The organism is Dyadobacter sp. SG02, assembly GCF_900109045.1.
Lineage (GTDB): Bacteria > Bacteroidota > Bacteroidia > Cytophagales > Spirosomataceae > Dyadobacter.
Genome location: NZ_FNYL01000006.1, coordinates 462543 through 484646 on the forward strand (window position 1 = coordinate 462543; position 22104 = coordinate 484646).

18 protein-coding genes and 1 pseudogene are annotated in these 22104 nt (G+C 49.4%); 8 read left to right on the top strand and 11 right to left on the bottom strand.

Features of this window, described 5'->3' with window-relative positions; all coding sequences use genetic code 11:
- Positions 1 to 275: 275 nt before the first annotated feature.
- The 5 genes from BMW93_RS17240 to BMW93_RS35205 all read left to right on the top strand — a co-directional run bounded on the left by BMW93_RS17240 (position 276) and on the right by BMW93_RS35205 (position 4670).
- Positions 276 to 1040, top strand: a complete 765-nt coding sequence (locus BMW93_RS17240) for an SDR family NAD(P)-dependent oxidoreductase (RefSeq protein WP_090378730.1) — start codon at positions 276 to 278, stop codon at positions 1038 to 1040.
- Between the two features lie 27 nt (positions 1041 to 1067).
- Positions 1068 to 1670, top strand: a complete 603-nt coding sequence (locus BMW93_RS17245) for a short chain dehydrogenase (protein WP_090378733.1) — start codon at positions 1068 to 1070, stop codon at positions 1668 to 1670.
- A 42-nt stretch (positions 1671 to 1712) separates the two neighbouring features.
- Positions 1713 to 2618 (top strand): AraC family transcriptional regulator, encoded by a 906-nt coding sequence (locus tag BMW93_RS17250; RefSeq protein WP_090378736.1) that lies wholly within the window; start codon positions 1713 to 1715, stop codon positions 2616 to 2618.
- 41 nt (positions 2619 to 2659) lie between these two features.
- The gene (locus BMW93_RS17255) at positions 2660 to 3454 is read left to right on the top strand and encodes an alpha/beta fold hydrolase (protein ID WP_218147702.1); all 795 of its coding nucleotides are present in this window, start codon (positions 2660 to 2662) and stop codon (positions 3452 to 3454) included.
- Positions 3455 to 4367: 913 nt separating this feature from the next.
- The gene (locus BMW93_RS35205; protein ID WP_143061667.1) at positions 4368 to 4670 is read left to right on the top strand and encodes a hypothetical protein; all 303 of its coding nucleotides are present in this window, start codon (positions 4368 to 4370) and stop codon (positions 4668 to 4670) included.
- 16 nt (positions 4671 to 4686) lie between these two features.
- On the opposite strand, the gene BMW93_RS17270 is transcribed toward BMW93_RS35205, so the two are convergent.
- The 11 genes and pseudogenes from BMW93_RS17270 to BMW93_RS17315 all read right to left on the bottom strand — a co-directional run bounded on the left by BMW93_RS17270 (position 4687) and on the right by BMW93_RS17315 (position 19077).
- Positions 4687 to 5442, bottom strand: a complete 756-nt coding sequence (locus BMW93_RS17270; RefSeq protein WP_090378744.1) for an SDR family oxidoreductase — start codon at positions 5440 to 5442, stop codon at positions 4687 to 4689.
- Between the two features lie 86 nt (positions 5443 to 5528).
- Positions 5529 to 6107, bottom strand: a complete 579-nt coding sequence (locus BMW93_RS17275; RefSeq protein ID WP_090378747.1) for a TetR/AcrR family transcriptional regulator — start codon at positions 6105 to 6107, stop codon at positions 5529 to 5531.
- Between the two features lie 335 nt (positions 6108 to 6442).
- On the bottom strand, positions 6443 to 6997 hold the full coding sequence (locus tag BMW93_RS17280) for an ABC transporter permease (RefSeq protein ID WP_090378750.1): 555 nt from the start codon (positions 6995 to 6997) through the stop codon (positions 6443 to 6445).
- A 45-nt stretch (positions 6998 to 7042) separates the two neighbouring features.
- Positions 7043 to 7243, bottom strand: a pseudogene (locus BMW93_RS36290) (permease prefix domain 2-containing transporter); the annotation flags it as partial.
- Positions 7240 to 7566, bottom strand: coding sequence for a PadR family transcriptional regulator (locus BMW93_RS17285; RefSeq protein ID WP_090378752.1), 327 nt, complete (start codon positions 7564 to 7566; stop codon positions 7240 to 7242). The pseudogene BMW93_RS36290 and the gene BMW93_RS17285, both read right to left, overlap by 4 nt.
- A 150-nt stretch (positions 7567 to 7716) precedes the next feature.
- On the bottom strand, positions 7717 to 10389 hold the full coding sequence (locus tag BMW93_RS17290; protein ID WP_229240532.1) for an ABC transporter permease: 2673 nt from the start codon (positions 10387 to 10389) through the stop codon (positions 7717 to 7719).
- Complete coding sequence (locus tag BMW93_RS17295; protein WP_090378755.1) at positions 10358 to 10687, bottom strand: helix-turn-helix transcriptional regulator; 330 nt, start codon at positions 10685 to 10687, stop codon at positions 10358 to 10360. Before BMW93_RS17295 ends, BMW93_RS17290 begins: the two co-directional genes overlap by 32 nt.
- 511 nt (positions 10688 to 11198) lie before the next feature.
- Positions 11199 to 14237, bottom strand: a complete 3039-nt coding sequence (locus BMW93_RS17300; RefSeq protein ID WP_090378758.1) for a two-component regulator propeller domain-containing protein — start codon at positions 14235 to 14237, stop codon at positions 11199 to 11201.
- 519 nt (positions 14238 to 14756) lie between these two features.
- A complete protein-coding gene (locus BMW93_RS17305) occupies positions 14757 to 18167 on the bottom strand; it encodes a hypothetical protein (RefSeq protein ID WP_143061668.1) in 3411 nt (1136 codons plus the stop codon).
- Between the two features lie 51 nt (positions 18168 to 18218).
- Positions 18219 to 18647, bottom strand: a complete 429-nt coding sequence (locus BMW93_RS17310) for a response regulator transcription factor (RefSeq protein WP_090378764.1) — start codon at positions 18645 to 18647, stop codon at positions 18219 to 18221.
- A 40-nt stretch (positions 18648 to 18687) separates the two neighbouring features.
- The gene (locus BMW93_RS17315; protein ID WP_090378766.1) at positions 18688 to 19077 is read right to left on the bottom strand and encodes a response regulator transcription factor; all 390 of its coding nucleotides are present in this window, start codon (positions 19075 to 19077) and stop codon (positions 18688 to 18690) included.
- Positions 19078 to 19405: 328 nt separating this feature from the next.
- Between BMW93_RS17315 and BMW93_RS17320 the strand changes: the two genes are divergently transcribed.
- The 3 genes from BMW93_RS17320 (at position 19406) to BMW93_RS36145 (ending at position 21921) form a co-directional block, all read left to right on the top strand.
- Positions 19406 to 20038: a response regulator transcription factor gene (locus tag BMW93_RS17320; RefSeq protein WP_090378769.1), complete on the top strand. Its 633-nt coding sequence runs from the start codon at positions 19406 to 19408 to the stop codon at positions 20036 to 20038.
- A gap of 130 nt (positions 20039 to 20168) precedes the next feature.
- Complete coding sequence (locus BMW93_RS17325; RefSeq protein WP_177194115.1) at positions 20169 to 20762, top strand: RNA polymerase sigma factor; 594 nt, start codon at positions 20169 to 20171, stop codon at positions 20760 to 20762.
- A gap of 67 nt (positions 20763 to 20829) precedes the next feature.
- Positions 20830 to 21921: a FecR family protein gene (locus BMW93_RS36145; RefSeq protein ID WP_090378775.1), complete on the top strand. Its 1092-nt coding sequence runs from the start codon at positions 20830 to 20832 to the stop codon at positions 21919 to 21921.
- Positions 21922 to 22104: the final 183 nt, after the last annotated feature.

The window sequence follows — 22104 nt, forward strand, 5'->3', positions numbered from 1 at the left end:
GCCCAGCCTTGGATCGCGCGATGCTCATAAGTGCCTGTTACTGGAATAAGACACTGGTTCTGCCTGATTCGATGCGCTAGGAGCGCGTGTCGCCCAGAACGGCCGCAGGAGCATCGGGAGCCTTTTCCGTATGTTGGCGAGGAGGTAAAGATTTCCAGCAAAGAAGGATTCGGAAATAACTGAACAAACCGGAAATCTATAAGTACTGCCCGGAAAGTTGCAAGCCGCTTACCCGCGCTGTGCGGAAATTTGCTATGTACTTAAACAAAATAGCAATGAGCACAACAAACGAATCTAAAATTGTCCTGGTAACCGGCGGCAGCCGTGGGATCGGGAAAAGCATCGCCCTTCATCTAGCCAAACGCGGCATCGGAGTCATTTTGACCTACAACAGCAATGCTAATCAGGCAAATGCCGTAGTCGATACGATCAAAGGTGCCGGTGGTAAAGCAGTCGCGTTGCAGCTGGACGCTTCTAAAACTGCCTCTTTCGGCGACTTTGCCGTTCAGGTTTCGCAGGTACTTAAAACTGAATGGGACAGGAACGACTTCGACTATCTGGTGAACAATGCAGGCATTGCCCAGCGAACGCTCATTCAGGACACTACTGAGGAAATCTTCGATGAACTGGTCGATACCAATTTTAAAGGGGTATTTTTCCTGACACAGAGACTTATGCCTCTGATCACCGACGGCGGTCAGATTGTAAATATTTCGTCCGGCCTCGCACGATTTGCATTTCCAGGCGTTGCGGTATACGGGGCGCTCAAAGCGGCGACCGAAGGCCTTACGCGCTACTTTGCGAAGGAATATGCTGCGCGGAGAATTCGTGTGAACAGTGTGGCGCCGGGTGCTATCGACACCGAATTCGGGGGAGGGAAGGGCGATGAGAGCCACCGCAATCAGATCGCTTCGATGACGGCGCTCGGGCGACTCGGGCTGGCCGATGACGTAGGTGCTTTCGTGGCATCCCTGCTTTCGGAAGACAGCCGTTTTGTCAATGCGCAGCGTATAGAGGTTTCCGGCGGCATTTATATCTAGGTGTCACTAACTAAAGAACATTCGATCATGAAACGAACAATCATCGTATTCGGGGCCAGCGGCACGATAGGTACCGCGGTCTCGGCGAGATTCGAGCAGGAAGGCCATCAAGTCGTACGTGTCGGCCGTTCGTCAGGCGACTACAAAGCAGACATTACAGACGTCGCGAGCATGGAAGCTGTTTTTAAGGCAGTAAAGCATTTCGACGCCATCGCCAATGCGGCCGGAGACGTGGCTTCGCATCCGCTTGAAGAGATCACAGATGAAAGCATTGGTTTTTCAATAGGCAACAAGATGTTGGGACAGGTAAATCTGGTGCGGACAGCATTGCCGTATATCGCCGACAAGGGCGCATTCGCGTTGATTTCGGGCGTGCTGACCAACGAACCCATATTAGGTGGCGTTATCGGTACCATGGTAAACGGCGCGGTTGAGGGGTTTGTCAAAGCGGCCGCGCATGAAATGCCGCGCGGCATCCGGATCAACTGCATTAGCCCTACGGTACTGGCGGAATCTCCGGCGTATCACCCTTACTTTCCCGGCTTTGTCCCGGTTGCCGCCAGCCAGGTGGCGATTGCCTATGAGCGGGCGATATTTGGAATCATTAACGGGCGGGTGATTAGTGTGTAAATGCGTTTTTGAGTAATTTAGTTAAAGACCCGTGAATGAGCCATGCAGCAGTCTTTTGTAGATATCAATACTATCGGCGGGCTCCATAAACTCTATGGATGCGATCCGCCCCAACATCCCCTGGTTTCTTTCCTGCAACTTCAGGAGATCAGCAGGGATAACTTCCCGGAAAAAGAAACTGCTTTCCGGCTGGGATTTTACGCGGTTTACCTCAAACAATTGAAAGGATCGATGGGTTATGGCCGGTCTGTTTATGATTTTGACCAAGGCACGCTCGTATTTACTGCTCCCGGCCAGGCTGTTACTACGCAGCGATACCTGTCTTATGACGAGGGCTGGGGGCTGTTTTTCCATCCCGATTTACTTTACCGGACAGATTTGGGCAAAAAGATGCATGCGTACTCGTTTTTCCAGTACGACGCCAACGAAGCGCTTCATTTGTCCGAAGGTGAAAAGAAAACACTGCGGCAATGCGCCGAGAATGTCAGGACGGAGTATTCGCAAAATATCGACAAGCATTCGCAGCAGCTGATCGTCAACAACCTGGAATTGCTCCTGAATTACTGCACACGGTTTTACGACAGGCAGTTTTTTACGCGGTCCAAACCCAGTCAGGACATTGTTCAGAGCTTTGAGCAGCTGCTGGTGGAGTATTTCTCCAAGGATTCATTGATTGAGGATGGGCTTCCCGATGTGAAATACTTTGCATTACGGCTGAACCTGTCCAGTGACTATCTGTCGGATCTTTTGAACAGGTACACGGGCAAGAGTACCATCGAGCACATTCATCTACAACTGGTGGACAAAGCGAAATCCATGCTGTGGGGCACGGGGAAAAATATCAGTGAGATTGCTTATGATCTGGGTTTTGAGCATCCGTCCCACTTCACCAAAGTATTTAAACACAAGACAGGAAAAACGCCGTCGGAGTTCAGGCAGTTGAACTGAGCGCATTATAATTACTTGATAAAGGCATTAAAAGATCAGCTATGAAAACGAACACAAATTCTTGTATCAGGGTGCCTGTGGTATTCCTTGCCTGTTTAATGATCGTCGCCGGGCCAGGCTTATTTGCGCAGGAAACGGCCAAGGTCAGCAACGTCGTGCTGGTACATGGCGCTTTCGTGGATGGCTCCGGCTGGAAACCTGTTTATGATATATTAGTTAAAAAAGGCTACAAGGTCAGCGTTGCCCAGACAACGCTGACTACATTCGACGCGGATGTGGCTGCGGTACAGCGCATTATAGACGCAAATGACGGCCCCTGCATACTGGTAGGCCATAGTTACGGTGGCGCGGTGATCACATCCGCGGGCAATAACGCCAAAGTTTCCGGACTGGTTTACATTGCGGCGCACGCGCCCGACGAGGGTGAATCGGAGGCCGATAATGGCAAGACTTTTCCTGCGACCTATAAATCATTGATCAAGGGAAAGGACGGCTGGGACTACATCGATCCTAAAATGTTTGCCGCAGATTTTGCGGCTGACCTTCCGTCGGCAACGGCAAATTTTATGGCCAATTCTCAAAAACCCACTGCCGACGTTGTTTTCCACGCCATCATCCGAAACCCGGCATGGAAAACCAAACCTGTCTGGTATATGGTAGCAAAATCCGACCGGATCATCAACCCGGATTTGGAGCGTATGTATGCCAAAAGGGCGAATAGCATTAAAACCGTGGAAGCGGAAGGGGCAAGCCACAGTGTTTTTGTAAGCCAAGCAAAGCAGGTCGCGGATTTGATTATCAATGCGGCAACGTATTCGAAGGAGAAGAAACTATAGAGAACCCAATCCAAGTTGCCACCTATCCAACTTTTCAGCTGTTGGAAAGAAATTAATCAAGTTTATGTTTTGCCTTCCAAAGGGGAATTGCCCAAAAACGGCTTGACGTTATTTCGTAATGAACTGCATTTTATACCACCATCACTGTTTATTATTCTCCTTTGTCCCACAATCTTCGTAAAGCCATCAGCCAGCGCTTGTCATTTCAATCGTTTCCCCAATCTGCGGAAGAAAAAAGTTTAATCCACTCATTTGATAAGCAAATCTGGCCTGATCCTGATCGATCTTAATGGCGTCGAATGTGTTATAATGCACAGCTACCACATTATTTGTGGCAACAAAGCTGCTTTGGTGGACAGGAAGAAAGGTGTTACATATTCCCCACATTTGCGAGATGAACGGATATGTAGTGGCCGGCCGGCTGGACGTGGTCGGGTGTGAGCGGAAACAAAACGAGCAGCTCACGGGGGGAGGAAGATTACTGGGCAATTAAGTTGACCTCCGGTGGCAGCATTCAATGGAATAGGACTGTCGGGGGCGCATTGAGCGAATATTTATATAGCATGTGTCAGACTTCGGACGGCGGATTTTTGCTGGGAGGCGGCTCTACGTCCCTTCCAGGAGGAGATAAAACCGGCCCGGCTATGGGCTACGGCGAGTTCTGGATTGTCAAGATGTCTTCCAGCGGCACGATTCAGTGGGAAAAGACTTTTGGTGGTGGGGGTGGTGAACGGTGTACTTCGGTATCTCAATTACCCGACCGCGGCTATATTGTGGGAGGTTTTCCTGGTCGGGCATCGGACCGCACAAAACTCAGAACTCCAAGGGGGGGGATGATTTCTGGATTATCCGGTTGCGTGCAGATGGAACCCGGTTATGGGACCGCATTTTTGGCGGGCCTTTGTCGGATTTGATGGAGTGTCTTCGGCCAACTTCCGACAACGGCTTTATCGTAGGGGGGCGATCTGCATCCCCGGCCGGACAAGACAAATCTCAAAACGTTTTTGGTGACGAAGACTTCTGGGTGGTTAAGCTCTCGTCGGAGGGCCCGCTACCGGTTACACTCTCGCATTTCGATGTTCGCAAGGAAGAAAAAACCGCACAACTGAATTGGGCGACCGCGTTCGATGGCGCGGCGGCCATACTGAAAATTCCGCCGACCACCCTGGCTTCCAAAATGAAGAAGCTGGGAATCAAGCGGAATTTCAGTATTTAAAAATCGATTAGTTACCTTACAGCGTGGCCATTCCGCCGTCGATGATCAATTCGGTACCGAGCAGGAACCGCGACTCGTCGGAAGCGAAATACACGGCGGCATTGGCGATTTCTTCGGGTGCACCGAATCGGCCTGCGGGGATCTGTGCGGCAATGCTCTCGCCGATCTGTTTGAATGCATCTTCGGAAATACCGAATTTGTCGGGCGTATGCAGCGGGGTCGTAACCGGGCCTGGGCTAATGGCATTTACGCGGATTTTTCTGGACACCAGTTCCGCCGATAGGTTCTTGGCAAGGGTGAGAAGCGCTGCTTTCGATGCCGCGTACACGCTGGCACCTGGCATACCCACGTGTGCATTGATCGAAGTATTTAAAATAATCGATCCGCCGTCATTCACCAGCGGCAACAATGCCTGGATCGTGAAATAGGCGCCTTTAAAATTGATATCCAGGATCTTATCAAAGAATTCCTCACTCACCTGGTCCACCGGCGCAAACTGCGCGATGCCTGCATTGATGAAGAGAATATCCACTTTCGGGGTAACCGCTTCCACCTGTGCTTTCAGCGATTGAATATCCTCCCATTTGCCCGCGTCTGAAACGACACCGTGCGCTTTGCTTCCGAGGGCTTGCTCGGCTTCTTTGTTGGCATCGGCATTACGGCCGGTAAAAATAACTTCGGCGCCTTCCCCGATAAACGCCTGAACGGTTGCTAAACCAATACCACTGTTACCGCCTGTAACTACTGCTGTTTTATGTGCTAATCTTGACATGATCGTGTTTGCTTATGTGTTTTGTAATAATCGATACAAAACTACGCATATGTTTTGTAATGATCACTATAAAACTGAAAATAAATTTATATGGCTGAAAGGATGGCGTCTAATGCGCTGTATAAGTGTTTCTTATCACTATTGGTAGCAGCTATTACTCGTACGCCCATGAAATTGATGTACAGGAAACTGGCAAGCATGTCGGCGTCTTTGTCCGCGGCGACTTCGCCGGACGCCTGTCCCTTGCGGATCAGTTCTGCCAGTACCGAACGGATGTGATTTTCATTGTCGGCAGCAATTCTGAACACCTGGGTATCCTGGTTAGCCATTTCGGTGATCGTGTTCACCATAAAGCAGCCGCGGCGCTCGGGATCTTCCAAAGTGGAATCGATCAGCGTGGCCAGCAGGTACCGGATGATTTCCCGCACCGGCTTTTGCTCAGACACCGCCTGGCGCATCCACTCGTACTGCGATTGTAAGTAAGCTTGCAGGGCGGTAACGAACAGCTTGTGCTTGTCGCCGTAGGTCGCATACAGGCTCGGCGCATTGATTTCCATACTGGTCGTAAGGTCGGAAATAGAGGTACCGGCATATCCTTTCTTCCAAAAGACATCCATGGCTTTTTGCAAGCCGGCAGCTTCATCAAATTTCTTAGGTCGGGCCATTGCTGTTTTGTATCGTTCATTACATTAACAGCCAATATCAGGATTGGTTCCCCCAACTCCATCGACGATATCTCGTTCGACTTGTAGAAAACAACGAAATATCGACTGTAAGTAATGACCGGATTAATTGTAATTATCTGATAATTAATAAAGTACCGTCCTGGTGCATATTTTTACTTAATGTCAAGACTTTGCTGCCATCCGTGCCTTTGATCATTTGCTAATTCTTAAACCCTAGCTAATATGCGAAATTCCCCGATCCCGTTAAATGTTCCGCCGATTTCGGTGCTCCAAAGTGGTCTTTTTGACTGCAAGACAGATCATCCAATACCAAATCATAAGTCTTCATATACACCGACCACTTTGAAATGTTTCGAATTGTCTATCCTGATAATTTTATTCAATGGGTCCACGTCTCCAAACAAGGCTTTTGCGACGGATTCGGACAGCAATGCAGATGTGGGGTTAGCAAAGCTGGCCGCCGTGCCCCGCAGCATTTTAAGCGACATCATCAACGGGAAATCGGGTTCAACGCAATTACCCTTTCTGGAAATTTTCTTGTTGCCAAATGCCAGAATGTAGTCCCTTGTCCATGACGACGAAGCGATGTAGGTAAAGTCACTGCCGTGATCGCTTTGCAGCGCCATTCTCATGGGCAGGGGCGTCGCAATCGTAGTATTGGTTACACCATTATAGGTCTGATGCTGCATGACGCGCGCAATACGGTCGTAATGCCGGTGGTATTTATTATATGAAAGTTCATCCCACACCCAGAGGCCGATTAAGATAGCTGTGGTCATTCCGATAGATAACCCGAATATATTGATAGCCGAATAAGTACTGTTTTTGGCCAGGTTGCGGAAAGCAACCTTTATGTAGTTGTGTATCATATATGTATGGCTGGGGTTTGGGTAGTTATTTGACTTTGCCCTGAGAAGAAGCGGACGCATTAAACTGAACACATCGTGGATGTAGCGCCACCTGGCCCTGCGTATCCCGACCGACCTTACACGTTCCTGAAAGAGCTGATTCAGATCATCTTCTAATTCATTGAGCAGATACGCGCTGCAAAACATTCTAAGAATTGACGTTGCCCAAACCGGAGGAGTGGGGTGGTCACGTTTGAATTGTTTCATGACCAGGCAATTTTTGGTATAGTGTCCCACATTTGATTTCGGATTTGCCGCATTTCTTCCAGGGAACGACGACCCAGCGACGTAACTACATAAAGCCGCTTACTGCGCCCACCTCTCTCACTGGTCACTCCCCCGAATTCAGATTTAACCAAGCCCTTTTCTTGCAGACGATGCAAGGCCGTATGTACCGAACCGAGGCTCACCGTGCGACCCATCTGATCCTCAATTTCAGTGACAATCGTGGCCCCATACGCATCTCCTGTCCGTATGGCTACGGCTAGTAACACGATTTCCTCAAACTCGCCCAGGTAAGTCCCTTTCATAGCATTTATTAGTTTCATAAATGTCTGACAAATACTTTGCCAGGTTCGAAATCGCGGAAATGGGAATAAAGAACGCTGTGCTCAAAAATCGTATGTCCGTTATTGAACGGGGTTCCGTTCGTATTTGAACAGTCCGATTTCTCATGCCCATTACTCGGATCGCAGCGTTTTGATCGGGTTAGCCAGCGACGCCTTGATGCTGCGGAACCCGACGGTAAAAAATGCCACCAGCACAGTAATCAGGATGGCCAGCAGAAATATCCCTGGGCCAGGCTCGATATGGTATGCAAAATCGCGGAGCCAGTTGTTTGTAAACCAGTATCCGAGAGGCGCCGATAGCGTAAATGCAATAAGTAGTAGTTGCAAAAACTCTTTCCCAAAAAGCCAGAGGACATTATAGGTATTCGCGCCTAACACTTTCCGCACACCAATTTCCTTTGTCTTCTGTGTTGCCATGAACGAAACCAGACCGTATAACCCGAGACATCCAACAAAAATGGCCACCGCAGCAAATGCCTGAATGAGGCGCAGCAACATATTATCCAGTTTGTAGAGCCGTTCGACGTCTTCGTCCATGAACCGGTATGTGAAAATAGATGACGGGTAAATTTTCGCCCACTCGGTTTCCAGTCTGGCAAGGGTCGATGACATACCTGACAGATTGATTTTTAGCCCGCAACTGCCGTAAACCTCGCCGCGGGTGGTCATGCAAAGGGGCTCGATGGCCGTGCGCAGGGAACGGAAGTGAAAGTCTTTTACTACTCCAACAACCGTTCCCCGCCAGCCGTTGATCGTTGCAGTTTTGCCGATAGCGTCATGCATCGTTTTCAATCCCAACGCCGTAATGGCCGTTTCGTTGAGTAGATATTCTCGGACCGTATCGGACGGATTCAGGTTCCGGCCGGCCAGCAAGGATATTCCAAACATCGGCACATACTGATCGTCAGTGGCCTTGATGGCGATCGTAAACTGCTCTTGTTCCGGGCGGGTATCGAACTGGATATTGCTGCTGCCAATCGCCTCGGATGCCGGTGGCGTGTCAAAAAATGTGACTTTTTCCAATCCGGGAAGCCTGTTCAATTCGCTTTTCAATGAGCTGATTTTAGACTTTTGATTATCGGGCACCGGCACGATAACGATCGCATTTTTCTCAAAACCCATATTGGCCTGTTGCGAATAGCGAAGTTGGTTGGCCATCACCAACGTCCCGATAATTAGCAGTTGCGAGATCGCAAACTGGCCGACTACCAGCACCTTGCGGAGCGAAAACCCGCCGGGCGAATTTTGTGTGAGCTTACCTTTTAAAGCCACCACCGGTTGGAACCGGGCAAGGATCAGGCCGGGATACGCGCCGGAGCAGCATATTACGACAACCAGCAAAGTGCCCAGGAATGCAAGCAGGTAGCTATCCTTCATTGGGTTAACAGACAGATGGATTTCAAAAAGCTGATTTACTACCGGGACCGCAAGGTATGCCAGGGCGACCGCGACCATTAGCGCCCCGGTTGCGATAACCGCCGTTTCGGTCATGAATTGCCAGAACAATGCGCCGCGTTGACTTCCCAGCGCCTTACGCACACCAATTTCCCGCGACCGGGCGACTGCCTGCGCCGTAGCGAGGTTCACAAAGTTGACACAAGCGGTTAGCACCAGAAAGAAGCCGATCCAGGCAAAAGTGTACAGGTTTTTCTTATCCGTTTTGCCGCGCAATTCCATATTGAAATGCACATCGGCCAGCGGTTGAAGTTTGAAACGGAAGTATTTCGAAGCCTCCTTGTCATAATGCGTATTGGAAATGGCGGGCAGGACGGTGAGGTTGACCGCCGCCGCCGAAATGCCTGGTTTAAGTCGCACGAAGCATTGCATTTCCTTATTCACACTCATCCACCAATCTTTTTCGACCATCCAGGGGCTGTGGCGTTGTAGATTGCCGAATGGCACAAATATCTGTGAACGGAAGTCGGTATTGGCAGGCAGGTCGGCAAGCACGCCGGTCACCTGCACCATTAGCGAGTCATCGATCCGGAGTGTCTGGCCAATGGCATCTGAGTTTCCAAAGTATTTTCTGGCAAGTTGCTCCGTAATCAGCGCTGCGTTTTGGCCCTGCAAGGCATGAGTTGCGCTGCCTTCGATGAGCGGAAAATTGAAAATAGTGAAGAACTCCGGATCAGCGAATGCAATATCTTCCTCAAATCGGTTATTGGACGTCAGGGATACCACCCGTTTGGGCAAAAATGCGATGCGGCCGACTGTTTCTGCAACCGAATATTCGGAGCGGAATGCCTGGCCCATCGGATTCGGAACACCGGTGTTGTAGCGGATCTTTTGACCATGCAGTTCGGTGTAAATTCGGAAGATCCGGTCTTTGCCGGCGTGAAAATCCTCGAAGCTCAGGTGGTATTTTACCAAAGAAAAAATAAGCACAGCACATGCAATGCCCAAGCTGAGGCTCACGGTGTTGATGGCCGCGTAGGATTTGTGACGGTTCAGTTTTCTGAATGCGACTTTGATGTAGTTACTAAGCATGGCTATGGGATTGGGTGTAGTAGAATCAGCGGGGTAGAGGCTTGGCCGCGCCATCTCGGGCGCACGTCGCCAGAGCCTGGGATGTATCAGCAGAATAATGTCCAGCACGTATAACAGTTGCGCGGCGGGAAGACCAAATCGCCTGTTTCGTTTTTGAAACAATTCATAAAGATCACCCAGAATCTCCTCACGCAAATGGCTTGCGGCAATGCGCTCGATGAGCCGTTCGGCCCAGCGTGGCGGTTGGAAGGTTTTGGGTTTCATATCATTGTCCGAATGCTGTTTCTGAAATGCCATCCCAAAGCCTGTTACGGATGCGCCTTGCCTCACGCAGGGCCAGCTCGCCTTCATAGGTGACTGTAAACAAGCGCTTGCTCCGCCCGCCCCGCTCCGCAGATGCTTCCCCGAACCTGGAAACCACCAGTTTCTTCCCTTCCAGGCGTTGCAGTGTCCTGTGCACGACACCCAGGCTCATGGGGCGTCCCAAGTGTTCGTCGAGCGCTTCCAGAACCCCCACGCTGTAAGCATTATCGTAGAGCAGGGCTACGGTCAGCAACACGACTTCTTCAAATTCGCCCAATTGGGTACCTTTCATATGCGCTCGGATCAGGTCAGATTTATATCCTTTCACTTTGCATAGCAAATGGCAGGCCAGAGATTAAAACATACTTTGATTCGCTATAATTGAAGTTTTTAAAGCGGGAGGTGTCGTAAGGGCGTTCGTTTTTGAGCGGAACACTGTTCAAAAACGAACATCCGACGGTCGAAAGGTTTGCCGGATTTATTACACAGCATGGGCCGTTCTATTACTGCGGAATATCTTTCTGAGCTTACCTTATGACTGTTTTGGTAATATTAAAATGAGGTTTTATATAGAAATTTTCTATAACCGTTTGTCTTTTATTATCCTGTGGTTTACCATATCAGCAACCAACCATCTCATGGCAACCAAGGGCGGTGAAATGCCTTACGGAAAACTTCGATATATGCTGGGCAATTGCATTCACGCCTGGAAAAAGAAGCGCTGCGATAACTAAAAATAGTCCGCGTATCTGGTAAATGGGCGGAAATGCCATTGGCAAAGACAAGTAAACACGTTAACAACCTCATTTTTCAATTGTAAATGTCAATACAACCGCTGTATTCTTTTCAGTCGGCAAGGATACAGAGATTTCTATTCCAAGCAGCACGCATAAATCTTTCACAATAACGAGGCCAATTCCTTTCTGGTCGGGGTTTTGCGAGGCATGCAGCCAATCTTCGTATGATTTGTAATTTTTATTCAGCCAGTGTAGCATATTCTGCGGCATTCCGCCGCCGTCGTCTTCAATGGTTATCCGTTTTAGTCCGCCAGCCGTATGAGAGGATATCTTAATCTGGGATTGGCTCATCTTCAATGCATTATCAATCAGGTTGTGGATGATAATAGAAAGCAGATTAGGATCACTGAATACGGTAAGCGTTTGATCGCCCGTGTTCGTGATTGTTACTTCCCTGTGAATTGCAATCCCTGCAAACAGCTCGGAGACCGTCGAGACGAGCTGATAAGTATTAACGTCTGCCAAATGCAAGCGCTCGGACGGGGACCTGCTTTGCAATTTGATATAATCCAAAATGTTTTTGGTAAGTGTGTTCAGTCTTTGGGAGGTGCTGAGCGTTTCGTCGCTCATGCGCACAATGAGCGGATCGGTGGCGACATGCTTGTGCACAAACGTATTGAATTGTTTGAGTGAAAATCCGATATAGTGTAATGGCGTCTGAATGTCATGGTTAACAGCTGCGATGATCTGGCTGAGCACCCGGTAGTGGCGTATCATGTTGGCTTCCCGTTCTTTTTTGACCAGGCGGGCACTTCTTAACCGCACAGAAACAAAAAATAACCCAGCCATCGCCAAAACCATCAGCACCTTAAACCACCAGGTTTCATACCAGGCAGGCGGAATATGGAAGCGCACGGTCTTGTAGATGTAGTCGTTGGCCTTGAACCCGCTTACCTTGCGTATTGTCAGCACATAATCACCATAAGGAACTTTCGATATCGGAATGATCAAATCCGCATTGACCGGCGTCCATTTCTCGGCTCTTCCTTCCCCGGATAGCGAATATTGCATTTGAATGTTCCGGCTATTTCCCATGTAGGGCGTTGCAATCGTGAAACGCAATTGTTCGAAGTCGCGGGATATTTTTAGCTTTTCTTGCACAACGAGCTCCCTGTCGTCTTCCCTGATTGCATTGATGAAAATGCCTTTGTCCGGAAGTTCGGGGGAATTTGTTTCCGGCTTGAACCATACGAGCCCGTCCATGGACGGAAGAGAAACCGTGCCGTCAGCCAACGCCAAAGCGCAAGGTTGGCAGCCACCATTGAACTCATTGGTTTCGAAGCCGCCTTGCTTATCGTAGTATAAGTAAAATACCGGCTTCCGGTTGTCAACAGCGTAATCCAGCAGTCTCTTTTTAGCAACCTGAAAAAGGCCCCGGTTGGTCGTAATCCAGAAAAAACCATTCCTGTCCTCAACGATGCAATGGGAGGTCGCCAAAAAACGGTCTTTGTCCAGTGGGAACCGAACGAGTTTGTTTTGATTAAGCAGGTAAAATCCGCTACCGTATGTCGTGATCCAGGTGCCTTCCGGGGTAGTGTAGAAGCTGCGGATCGTCGCATTATCAAGTGATGTGACGAGCCGGGAAATACCCGTGCGGGTGTTAAGCCGGTAGAGGCCCGTCGACATGCCCAGTAATAAGGTGTCGGCATTTTCCCTGTCTATGATCATGACCCCTTTGGAAGCCAGCGTGAACTTCCGTCGCGGCGTATATTTTCCCTTGGACTCGTCAAGAATATATAAGGCGTTGCTGTCACAGCCTATCCACAATCTGCCTGTTGGGTCGACGTAGAGTGAACTCGCCGAATCGGGCATTTTTACATAAGCGAGGATTTTTTGTCCGGTCTGATCGAGTTTGTACAAATTCGAACCGATACCAAACCAGAAGGTGCTATCCCAGTTCTGAGCCATGGCGAATTTATATCCAAACTTCTCCATGAAAGAGGAGACCTTTTTTGCGGTAACATCCGTGCCATCCGGGCTGAAGATGTACCCTTGTGCCGTCAGCACCGCTCTGCCTCGCACCGGTAACTGTGCGTAATAGACATTATCGGCGTTATCGGAAGGCAATTTGTGTGTTTGAAAATTCTTCCTTTTTAGCAAAAACAATCCTTTTGTCGTACTTCCGAGAAAAAGGAAACGGCTCTGTTCGTCAAAATATATCGCGGCTATATAAAGGTTGTCGAAATCGAAATCGCTTAAAATCATCTTGGTATCGAGGTTTCCGTTACCTGTCGGATTGAGAAGATAAAGGCAGTTATTCAGGTATAGAAATGCCTGTCGCGAGATATTATTCCAGAACAGCCGGGGGCGGTTTGTTTTGGTATGGTAATGCGGGTTCAAAGTAATGTCCCCGGTGATGTCAGCATCTCTGGAAATCTTGCCTATCGCTTTGAAATTTCCACTGCTATCCACTCCGTATGGCTTTTTGCCTATCAAAATAAAGTTACGGAAGGACTTATTGATGGTAAAAACAGGTTTGCCAAATTGAAAACATACTACCCGGTCCTCTTCCCAGATATAATGCGTTTGGTTGTCTGCGGCCACGAAGTAATGTTTCGCAAACGGATTGGGAAGGGGCGGAACAGGAATGCTTGCGAGCATGGTGTTGGGCCCGTTGTCGCCACGCGCGCGCGGGTTGCGATTTAGATAGTCCTCGTAAAAGGTCGTATCCACAGACGCCAGACCGTTTGCGAGCACACCAATGTACTCGTTCCTTTCAGATAATGCATAAAACTCATGTCGCGCTTGCCCGCCGGCGATGGAGGGAACGAACCCGCGGATGCGGTTTGTCAAAACAGGGATTACAGATCTGTCAAACGTGATAAAGCGATGGCCGTCGAATCGAACCAGACCATCCTCGGTAGTCAACCATATAAACCCGTTTTTGTCTTGGGCGATGGCTTTGACGCTATTTTGAGGCAGACCGTTGTCATCGGTAAAATGCTGCAACCAATATTCCTGCGGAGCATGTTCCTGGCTTCTCGCGGGGCAGGTCAGGAAACCGCATAAACATATCAGAACGATCTGGAAGAGGGCACTTCTCATGGCTCGCACCTAGGTATTGGAGACGAGAAAACAGCAGTCGGGATACAGGAATCTTTCAGATTTTTGTTCATAATGGCCGGGTCGAGCTTTGCTTTACGTATCCACCTCTAGCGGACAGGGCTCAGAAATAATAGTCTGAATTTCTGAGGCTTATACCTGGCAATAATAGAGAAAAACATGCAAAATATAACTTTGGCCCGGCATTAAATTAAAATTGTTGACCTTGAAGTTTTTAGCTCGACAATTCAATTTTTGTAATGGCGCTCCCCGATATACGCAACTGAATTACGCTGAATAGCCTTACTGCAATCCTGTAAGTTTATGAATGTGAATGCCCTAATCGTTCACCTACGTCCCGGAAACTCTACCTCAACCGTATGCATGAGAGGGAAAATGTCAGACCCTTGGCATACAATTGAGCAGGTCTTATTGTGACCAGACAAATAAACTAATTGCTCCAAGCTAAATCGTCCCGACCTCATGAACGGCATTTAGCTTGGAGTGGCTACATTTTACACGCTATTGCCGAACAATTTTAATCGCTTTGGCCGAACCGTCCTCGTAAAGGACCTTCAACACACGTACACCCTTTCCTAACTTCTGGATGTTAATTACTTCCGATTTTGGCCGCCCGTGCTCATACAGCTTGTTACCATTGATGTCGATGCCGGTAACGGATCTAACGCGATTCCAGTCGCTTATCCTTACCGTCAGGTCATTTTCCGCCGGGTTTGGATAAACGACCACATGGGCGCCACCATCCATTTTGATGTTTTTGATGCTGCTGTACGCGAATGTCTGATCCTGGTCGATCATTTTAAGCCGATAGAAGTTATCACCCGCTTTCGGTTGTTCGTCCAGATAGGTGTATTCTTTCCTCGTCGAACTTTCGCCCTTCGCTTTTACTGTTCCGAGCGCCGACCATTTCTTTCCGTCAGCACTACGCTGGATTTCGAACTGATCACTTTTGACCTCGGATGAAGTCGCCCAACTCAGCCTTACATGCTCCTCCTGAGTCGAAACACCAAACGAGACAAGCGTAACCGGTAGCGGGTCTTCGGTTGAAATGACAAAGTTGTTGTTCAGGTAGCTGACGTCCGCGGCTATACGGACATTGTCCTGCACGCTTCCGCTACAATCGGCGGTAAAGCTTATCATGCCATCGGCGGTACCGTCCGGTTCTGCGCTTCCGGACACTACTCCGCCTCCTTCACCGAGGATAAAATAGCCATCCGGGATCTGCGAAACCGTGGAGCCGGTTGGACTGGTGCCCAATACCAGCTTGTGGGCGCCTGAGGGAACACTGGTAAACAGGAAGGTTCCCGATGCGCTCACGGCCGTCACACGCTGATTGAGCCCCGATACCAAAGTCACGTACAAGCCCATTGATGAACCATCCGCAGCAGTCCCGCCCAGGCCGTCAGTGATCCCTGTGGCATCATTGTAAACAACCCCGCCAATATCCATCATACAGCCTGAGACGGTCAAAGTGGCCGTGCGCTGCTCGGCAATGCATGCATTGTTGGGATGTGTCATTAATACCCGGTAGTTGGCACCATTTTTAGCCAGGGGCACTCCCGTGAGCGCGAGCGTGGCAGTAGTAGCTCCGCTGTAAATACCGCCATTGGTGATGTTGGTAAAACCCGACCCGGTGTCCTCCTGCCATTGGTAGCTGATCGCGCCGGAAACATTGGTAGTGCTCGGATCAGCATAATTAGGCGTGGAACCGGTGTAGGCAGTGGTGCTTGTCGCTGTTGCCGCAACGGTGAAATTCACATTGTCGCCGCTTTGAGCAGACTGATTTCCGGGAGGGGTGTTAACCACCAGCTGTGTTGCTACGTACGCATTTTCATCATTGCCTGTATAGCCACCCTGACCTACGACCTTGCCACTTGCGTCTACGGTTGGTGCACCTGTTCCCAGGGTCCCATCGCCGTCACCATCCAATCCACCCGCTTCTACAACATCGAAGCACCCGTCGTTATCGCTGTCCAGATCCAGGTAATTTTGGGTTCCGTCGCCATCGGTGTCACCGCAAAATTCAAAATTAAAATTGTCGATGGATATGCCCGTCCCGAAACTCCCAACGACAGTACTGGTAAAGGTTATTGTAACAGTACTACCAGTTGAAATTCCGGAAAAAGTATAAACATGCCAACCAAACGTATAGGATGGATGGCCTGCTCCATTACCCAGGGCCACCGGAGGCGTAGGGTTGGCCAAGGTCGTGTTTAGTATACCATCAACGCGCACCGTTGCTCTTGCATTAACATCGAAGCTGGAATAATCAATACTGAATTTATAGGCAGTTCCAGCAGACCCAACATTGAAAACCTGCTGTATTGTTCCATGTGATTGGCCATATAAATCAATGGATTGCGCTCCCGATGAAGCACTATTGAAATCTCTTGATATATCTATAGTACCACTTAGAACTGCCCAACCATTTACAGAGGTGAAACCGGACACCCAATCAGTCTCACCGTCAGCTCCGGCTGCGGAAGCTAACGGACCTGAATAACCTTGTATATTAGGAGATTCAAAAAAGCCATTCGAAGCGGCATTACATTCCACGGCATCCAATATGCCGTCATTATCATCATCCACATCATCGGTATCCGCTACACCATCGCTATCATTATCACTGATGACCGTCAAAGCCGCCGTGCGCTGCTCGGCAATGCACACATTGTTGGGATGTGTCATCAGCACCCGGTAGTTGGCACCATTTTTAGCCATTGGCAGTCCCGTGAGCGTCAGCGTGGCAGTAGTAGCCCCGCTATAAATGCCGCCATCGGTGATATTGGCGAAACCGGACTCGGTGTCCTCCTGCCATTGGTAGCTGATCGTGCCGGAGACATTGGTGGCTGCGGGATCAGCGTAGTTTGGTGTAGAACCGGTATAGGCGGTGGTGCTTGTCGCTGTTGCCGCAACTGTAAAGCTCGTATTGGTACCACTCAGGACAGACTGGTTCCCGGGTGGGGTGTTAACCACCAATTGCGTTGCAGACTGATTATTTGGAGAATTTCCCGCATAACCGCCTTGGCCCGTTACTTTGCCGGTCGCATCTACGGCCGGAATGCCTGTACCTAGGATACCGTCGCCGTCGGAATCTGCGCCTCCGGCCTCCACTACGTCCTTGCAGCCGTCGTTGTCGCTGTCCAAATCCAGCTGATCGGCAAGTCCGTCCCCATCAAAATCACAAGCGACCGGTACATCGGCTCCGAAAGCAAAGTTTACCCAGTTTTCAGCTGCGGTGTAATTGAAACTGATGCTGCTAAATGTGCCGGTCATTCTCACAATCGCGTAGCCTTCTGCCCCGGTAATGCTCGTGGGCGTATTTTGTACCACTGCTTGCGACCAAAGTACATCAACGGGCGCACCAAACGTAACGCCAACCGGAAATCCCGCCCGCCCGATAGAAGTGAACACCAGAATTGGATTGGTCATGGGACTAGCGAATGCCAGTGTGTTGCTGGTTGCCAGGGTATTCTTAATCGTCGGATTTAGATTCGGAACACCATATGAGGCTGGAATTGTCACATGGCCGAACATAGTGGTCGTTGTTTCCACCAGCTGCGATGACGTATAGGTATACCCAATGCCGTTGATCGTCCCTGTTGCCGTATTACCGGCAACCACCGGCGCGCTTGACCAAAAGAAAGTTGAGGAAACGCATTCATCTGTATCCAGAATCCCGTCATTATCATCATCCAGATCACAGGCATTTCCGATGCCATCTGTATCCGTATCGACAAATCCCGGGTCAAGCGGGTCACAGGCGTCCATGGCTGTTCTGGCTGGTCCGACAGCTGCTTGTCCAGGCTTGGCAAGCTTGGTCAGCATCGAACGCATTGGAATGGTAAATCCAAAGGAACATATAAATACCACTACCAATAGGGGTATTGAAAAGCGTAGATTTGTTTTCATAGAATATTATTTGGTTTTAAAATATCCGGCTTCGGCCTGTGTCGGATCGTATTAGTGACCAGCGTTTGCTTCCTTAATTTTAAGATTAGCAAGCATCTGAGGGCTTAGGTAGGGATTATGTGAGAGCACCGAACGTATACAAGTGACAAGTTCGGTCGGGCAGGCGTGTTTGGTTAGTATGCCCTTCACGCCCGTGCGAACCAGTGAGCGTGCCAGCTTTTGGTCGGGCGCGCTGGCGTAGACGATGAACGAGGTAAGGGGATTTTTTTTCATAAGCCTTTTCAGAACGGGATAGTCTATTTCGGGATGTTCCTCAGACTGGCCAATGATAATGATGTCGAAAATTTCCAGCTGTGTAACCTTTTCCAGGTCTTGCATGGACCCGATTTCCAGGGTAGCGATGTTGTCGAACTGGCTTTTGAGCAAGGCGCGGACGCCGGTCCGAAACACCGGGTGCTCATCAACGAGTGCTACGTTCATATAGGATAAGTTTACAGCGTGTTTATGTAAATGCTGGCCGCTAGGCCTGATGGTAAAAGAAGGGCTGCCCGGCTACAACCGCATTCATGCACATCGTCAGCTCTTCGGGGCTGCCATTTTTATTGAGATACCCTTTTACGCCCATGCGCATCAGCAATCTCACCGATTCAAGGCGTGGTTTCGCAGCATACACGATGAATGATGCAAGCGGATTTTTTTTCATCGCCCGTTTGAGCACCACCTTGTCTATTTCGGGCTGTTCTTCCGACAGTCCGATGATTACAATGTCGATATCACCCAGGTTGTTCGCCGTAGTAAGGCCATGCATCGATCCGGTTTCGAGGGTATTGATGTTCTTGAGCTGACTTTCGAGCATCAGGCGGATGCCTGTCCGAAACACCGGATGCTTGTCTATAAGTACTACGTTCATAATTTTTCGGAAGTTTTTGATCTGGAAGGTTTCGGCTCAAATCATATCTCCCGGCGAAGCCGGGAGATGATTGCCTTACTCAACGTCATGAAATCTTTTGCAGTCCCTTCGCATGGTCTACATGTCCGAATCAATAGTATATATCATTGATCCGGCATGGAACAAATGTATTTCGTTTATACGATCCTGACATTACAAGAAATTGAATAGAGAATTGAAGAAGTTTAATAGTTTATTTGATAAATTTAGTGACATGTCGAAGTAGTACTATGAATATTTTATATATTAATGCCAGGCAATCCCTGCACGTTTTTCAGACCCCACTACAATGAGCATCCAGATTATCATCGCTGAGGACCACCCGCTGGTGTTAGCGGGTATTCAATTTCTGTTGATGGATCATAAGCCCGACGCGGTCATTACCAGTACCGCAGATTTTCGGAAAACAATCGCGATGCTCGAAAAGCAAAAGTTTGACCTTCTGATCATGGACATCAACCTTCCGGGCGGCGACAAAGTAGGGATGGTGCATTCGGTCAGGTTAAGACAGCCGGAAATACCCATCCTGGTCTGTTCGAGCTACGACGAGCAGCTTTATGCATTGCCGTTCCTGAAAGCCGGCGCCAATGGTTACATTTCCAAAACGGCTATCAATGAGGAATTTAAGAACGCCGTAGACAAGGTGTTAAGCGGGCAGACTTATGCCAGTGCGGAGGTGATGCAAAATGCATTCCGCCAGTTGTTCAATGCAAAGGGGCCGGAAGAATCCGTTTCGGACAAGCTTTCGGGAAGAGAATTGGAAGTCGCGCTGCTCCTGGTAAAGGGCGTGCCGGCCAAATCTATCAGCGAGCAGTTAAACCTTTCGCCATCGTCTGTCAGTATTTATAAGGCCAAGATTTTTGAAAAACTGGGTGTGGACAATGTAATCCAGCTAACCACCTATTTCGAGCTGAACGGATAGCAATCAATGCGAAATCATCAAAGCGGCGCCCTTTATCTTGCGCAAATGGATGATAACAATCGCTTAATAGTCAAAGCTTAATTAGTTTCGGGAGGGGTTGTAAGTTTGCAATGGAATAAAAATTTTGCCAGTGCATTCGCCCACCGATGATCGTGAATTATGGACGGCCTTCAAAAACGGAGATAGGGAAGCGTTCAGCCGGATCTATGAGACCCATGCAAGCAGTCTGCTCCGCTATGGCAGCAAGATTTCAGGCAACAGGCAGCTGGTCAAGGACAGCATTCATGATTTATTCCTGCATATCTGGCTCCGGCGCGGCAGGCTTTCCGATACAGACTCGATCCGCTTCTACCTTTTTCGCTCGCTGCGTAACAGGATGCTCGAAAATAGGGCCATAGCGCCCGAAATCCCCGATGCCGACATCGAAACACTCATGGACGGTGTTTTCGCCGAATTGCCGGCCGAAGAGCTCATCGTCGACCAGGAAAAGGAGGCTTTCCAAATCCTTCGGCTAAAATCGGCCATCGCCAGATTGCCGCAACGGCAGCAGGAAGCATTGCAGTTACGCTACTTTCACAATTTCAGCACCGAGGAAATCGCCTCGATCTTGGCGATCAACGGGCAGTCGGTGCGTAACCTGTTGCACCGTTCGATTTCCCAGCTGCGCAGCCTGATCGAAATGGCCGAGTGGCTGCTTCTGCTGCTTTTCAGCTCACTCGTATAAAAAAATAATTGCCGGAGTGAGTACACTGTCTTTGTGTTTCCATTTACCGATCAGATAACTATTGAATATGTTTGAAAAATACGCCGATTACGGTGCTGAGGACTTTGTCCGGGATGATGGATTTATCAAATGGGTGCTGAACCCCGAGCAGGCCGACGATCTGTTCTGGACCGATTTTCTGGGGAACTTTCCATACAAAAGAAATCAGCTCAACCAGGCGAAACAACAGGTGCTGAACCTGAAAAACGCATTGGACGACGAGCCGGGTAACGAGGCTACGGCAGAAATATGGACGAGGCTGGAAAGTTCGATGGGGCCAAAGGTTATGCCGCTTTGGAACAGACGGTGGCTGACCGGTGCTGTCGCGGCGGCGGTACTGCTGCTGTCGGTCCTGGGTTTATGGAACGTTACCACCCGACAGAAGGCGTTACAAACGGGGAAAGCGGATTTTTTCGAAACCATATTGGCCGGGGAGCAGATGAAAGAAATCGGGAATAATACGGGGAAACCGATGCTGGTCCGCCTGCCCGACGAGAGCCGCGTTACCCTGCACGCCGGAGGCAGGCTGCGTTACGATCCTGTTTTTAACCGGTCGACGAGGGAGGTTTACTTATCTGGAGAAGCATTTTTTGAAGTTACACACAATGCGGAAAGGCCGTTTATGGTGTATGCCAATGGTTTGATCACAAAGGTTTTAGGGACAAGTTTTAGTGTGAAGGCCGATAAAGGCGATCAAAAAGTAACGGTGATGGTAAAGACCGGCAAGGTCGCTGTTTTCGCCGACAGGAAGGCATCCTCCCGCGATCCCGAGACCGAAGGGATTGTGCTGAGGCCCAACGAGCAGGCCGCATACCAGGTAAATACCGAGAAACTGACCCGGTCGCTGGTCCCCGAACCGGCGCCACTTGTGCCGGAAACGGAATTCGGGCAGGTGCAATTCGTGGATAAGCCCGTTACGGAGATATTCGCGGAACTTCAAAAAGCCTACGGGATCGAAATTATTTATGACAATGAGTTGCTGAAAGGCTGCCGGCTTACCAGCTCGCTCGGGAGCGGAGCGTCTCTATTCGATAAACTGACCGTACTATGCGAGGCGATCGGGGCCAGTTACAAGGTAGTCGACGCGCATATTATCATTAATGGAAAAAAATGTTCATAACCCTTTTCACTATCCCGCCAGCCGCCTATGACTAAAATCTGATACAGATCCGCACCCAAAAAAGACCGGAACGGTTGCGTCGTCCCAGTCCCGAGAATACCCCTCATTTGTTACGTATAACGACATCCGGTTGTGACGGATGGAGGGAAAGTTATTGCTTTTGCTCAAAACAAGAACCTTTCA

What these genes read in the sequence shown, in the direction of transcription:
- BMW93_RS17240 (WP_090378730.1), top strand. Translation starts at nt 276, where the DNA reads ATGAGCACAACAAACGAATCTAAAATTGTCCTGGTAACCGGCGGCAGC.
- BMW93_RS17245 (WP_090378733.1), top strand. Translation starts at nt 1,068, where the DNA reads ATGAAACGAACAATCATCGTATTCGGGGCCAGCGGCACGATAGGTACC.
- BMW93_RS17250 (WP_090378736.1), top strand. Translation starts at nt 1,713, where the DNA reads ATGCAGCAGTCTTTTGTAGATATCAATACTATCGGCGGGCTCCATAAA.
- BMW93_RS17255 (WP_218147702.1), top strand. Translation starts at nt 2,660, where the DNA reads ATGAAAACGAACACAAATTCTTGTATCAGGGTGCCTGTGGTATTCCTT.
- BMW93_RS35205 (WP_143061667.1), top strand. Translation starts at nt 4,368, where the DNA reads ATGGAGTGTCTTCGGCCAACTTCCGACAACGGCTTTATCGTAGGGGGG.
- BMW93_RS17270 (WP_090378744.1), bottom strand. Translation starts at nt 5,442, where the DNA reads ATGTCAAGATTAGCACATAAAACAGCAGTAGTTACAGGCGGTAACAGT.
- BMW93_RS17275 (WP_090378747.1), bottom strand. Translation starts at nt 6,107, where the DNA reads ATGGCCCGACCTAAGAAATTTGATGAAGCTGCCGGCTTGCAAAAAGCC.
- BMW93_RS17280 (WP_090378750.1), bottom strand. Translation starts at nt 6,997, where the DNA reads ATGATACACAACTACATAAAGGTTGCTTTCCGCAACCTGGCCAAAAAC.
- BMW93_RS17285 (WP_090378752.1), bottom strand. Translation starts at nt 7,566, where the DNA reads ATGAAAGGGACTTACCTGGGCGAGTTTGAGGAAATCGTGTTACTAGCC.
- BMW93_RS17290 (WP_229240532.1), bottom strand. Translation starts at nt 10,389, where the DNA reads ATGGCATTTCAGAAACAGCATTCGGACAATGATATGAAACCCAAAACC.
- BMW93_RS17295 (WP_090378755.1), bottom strand. Translation starts at nt 10,687, where the DNA reads ATGAAAGGTACCCAATTGGGCGAATTTGAAGAAGTCGTGTTGCTGACC.
- BMW93_RS17300 (WP_090378758.1), bottom strand. Translation starts at nt 14,237, where the DNA reads ATGAGAAGTGCCCTCTTCCAGATCGTTCTGATATGTTTATGCGGTTTC.
- BMW93_RS17305 (WP_143061668.1), bottom strand. Translation starts at nt 18,167, where the DNA reads ATGAAAACAAATCTACGCTTTTCAATACCCCTATTGGTAGTGGTATTT.
- BMW93_RS17310 (WP_090378764.1), bottom strand. Translation starts at nt 18,647, where the DNA reads ATGAACGTAGCACTCGTTGATGAGCACCCGGTGTTTCGGACCGGCGTC.
- BMW93_RS17315 (WP_090378766.1), bottom strand. Translation starts at nt 19,077, where the DNA reads ATGAACGTAGTACTTATAGACAAGCATCCGGTGTTTCGGACAGGCATC.
- BMW93_RS17320 (WP_090378769.1), top strand. Translation starts at nt 19,406, where the DNA reads ATGAGCATCCAGATTATCATCGCTGAGGACCACCCGCTGGTGTTAGCG.
- BMW93_RS36145 (WP_090378775.1), top strand. Translation starts at nt 20,830, where the DNA reads ATGTTTGAAAAATACGCCGATTACGGTGCTGAGGACTTTGTCCGGGAT.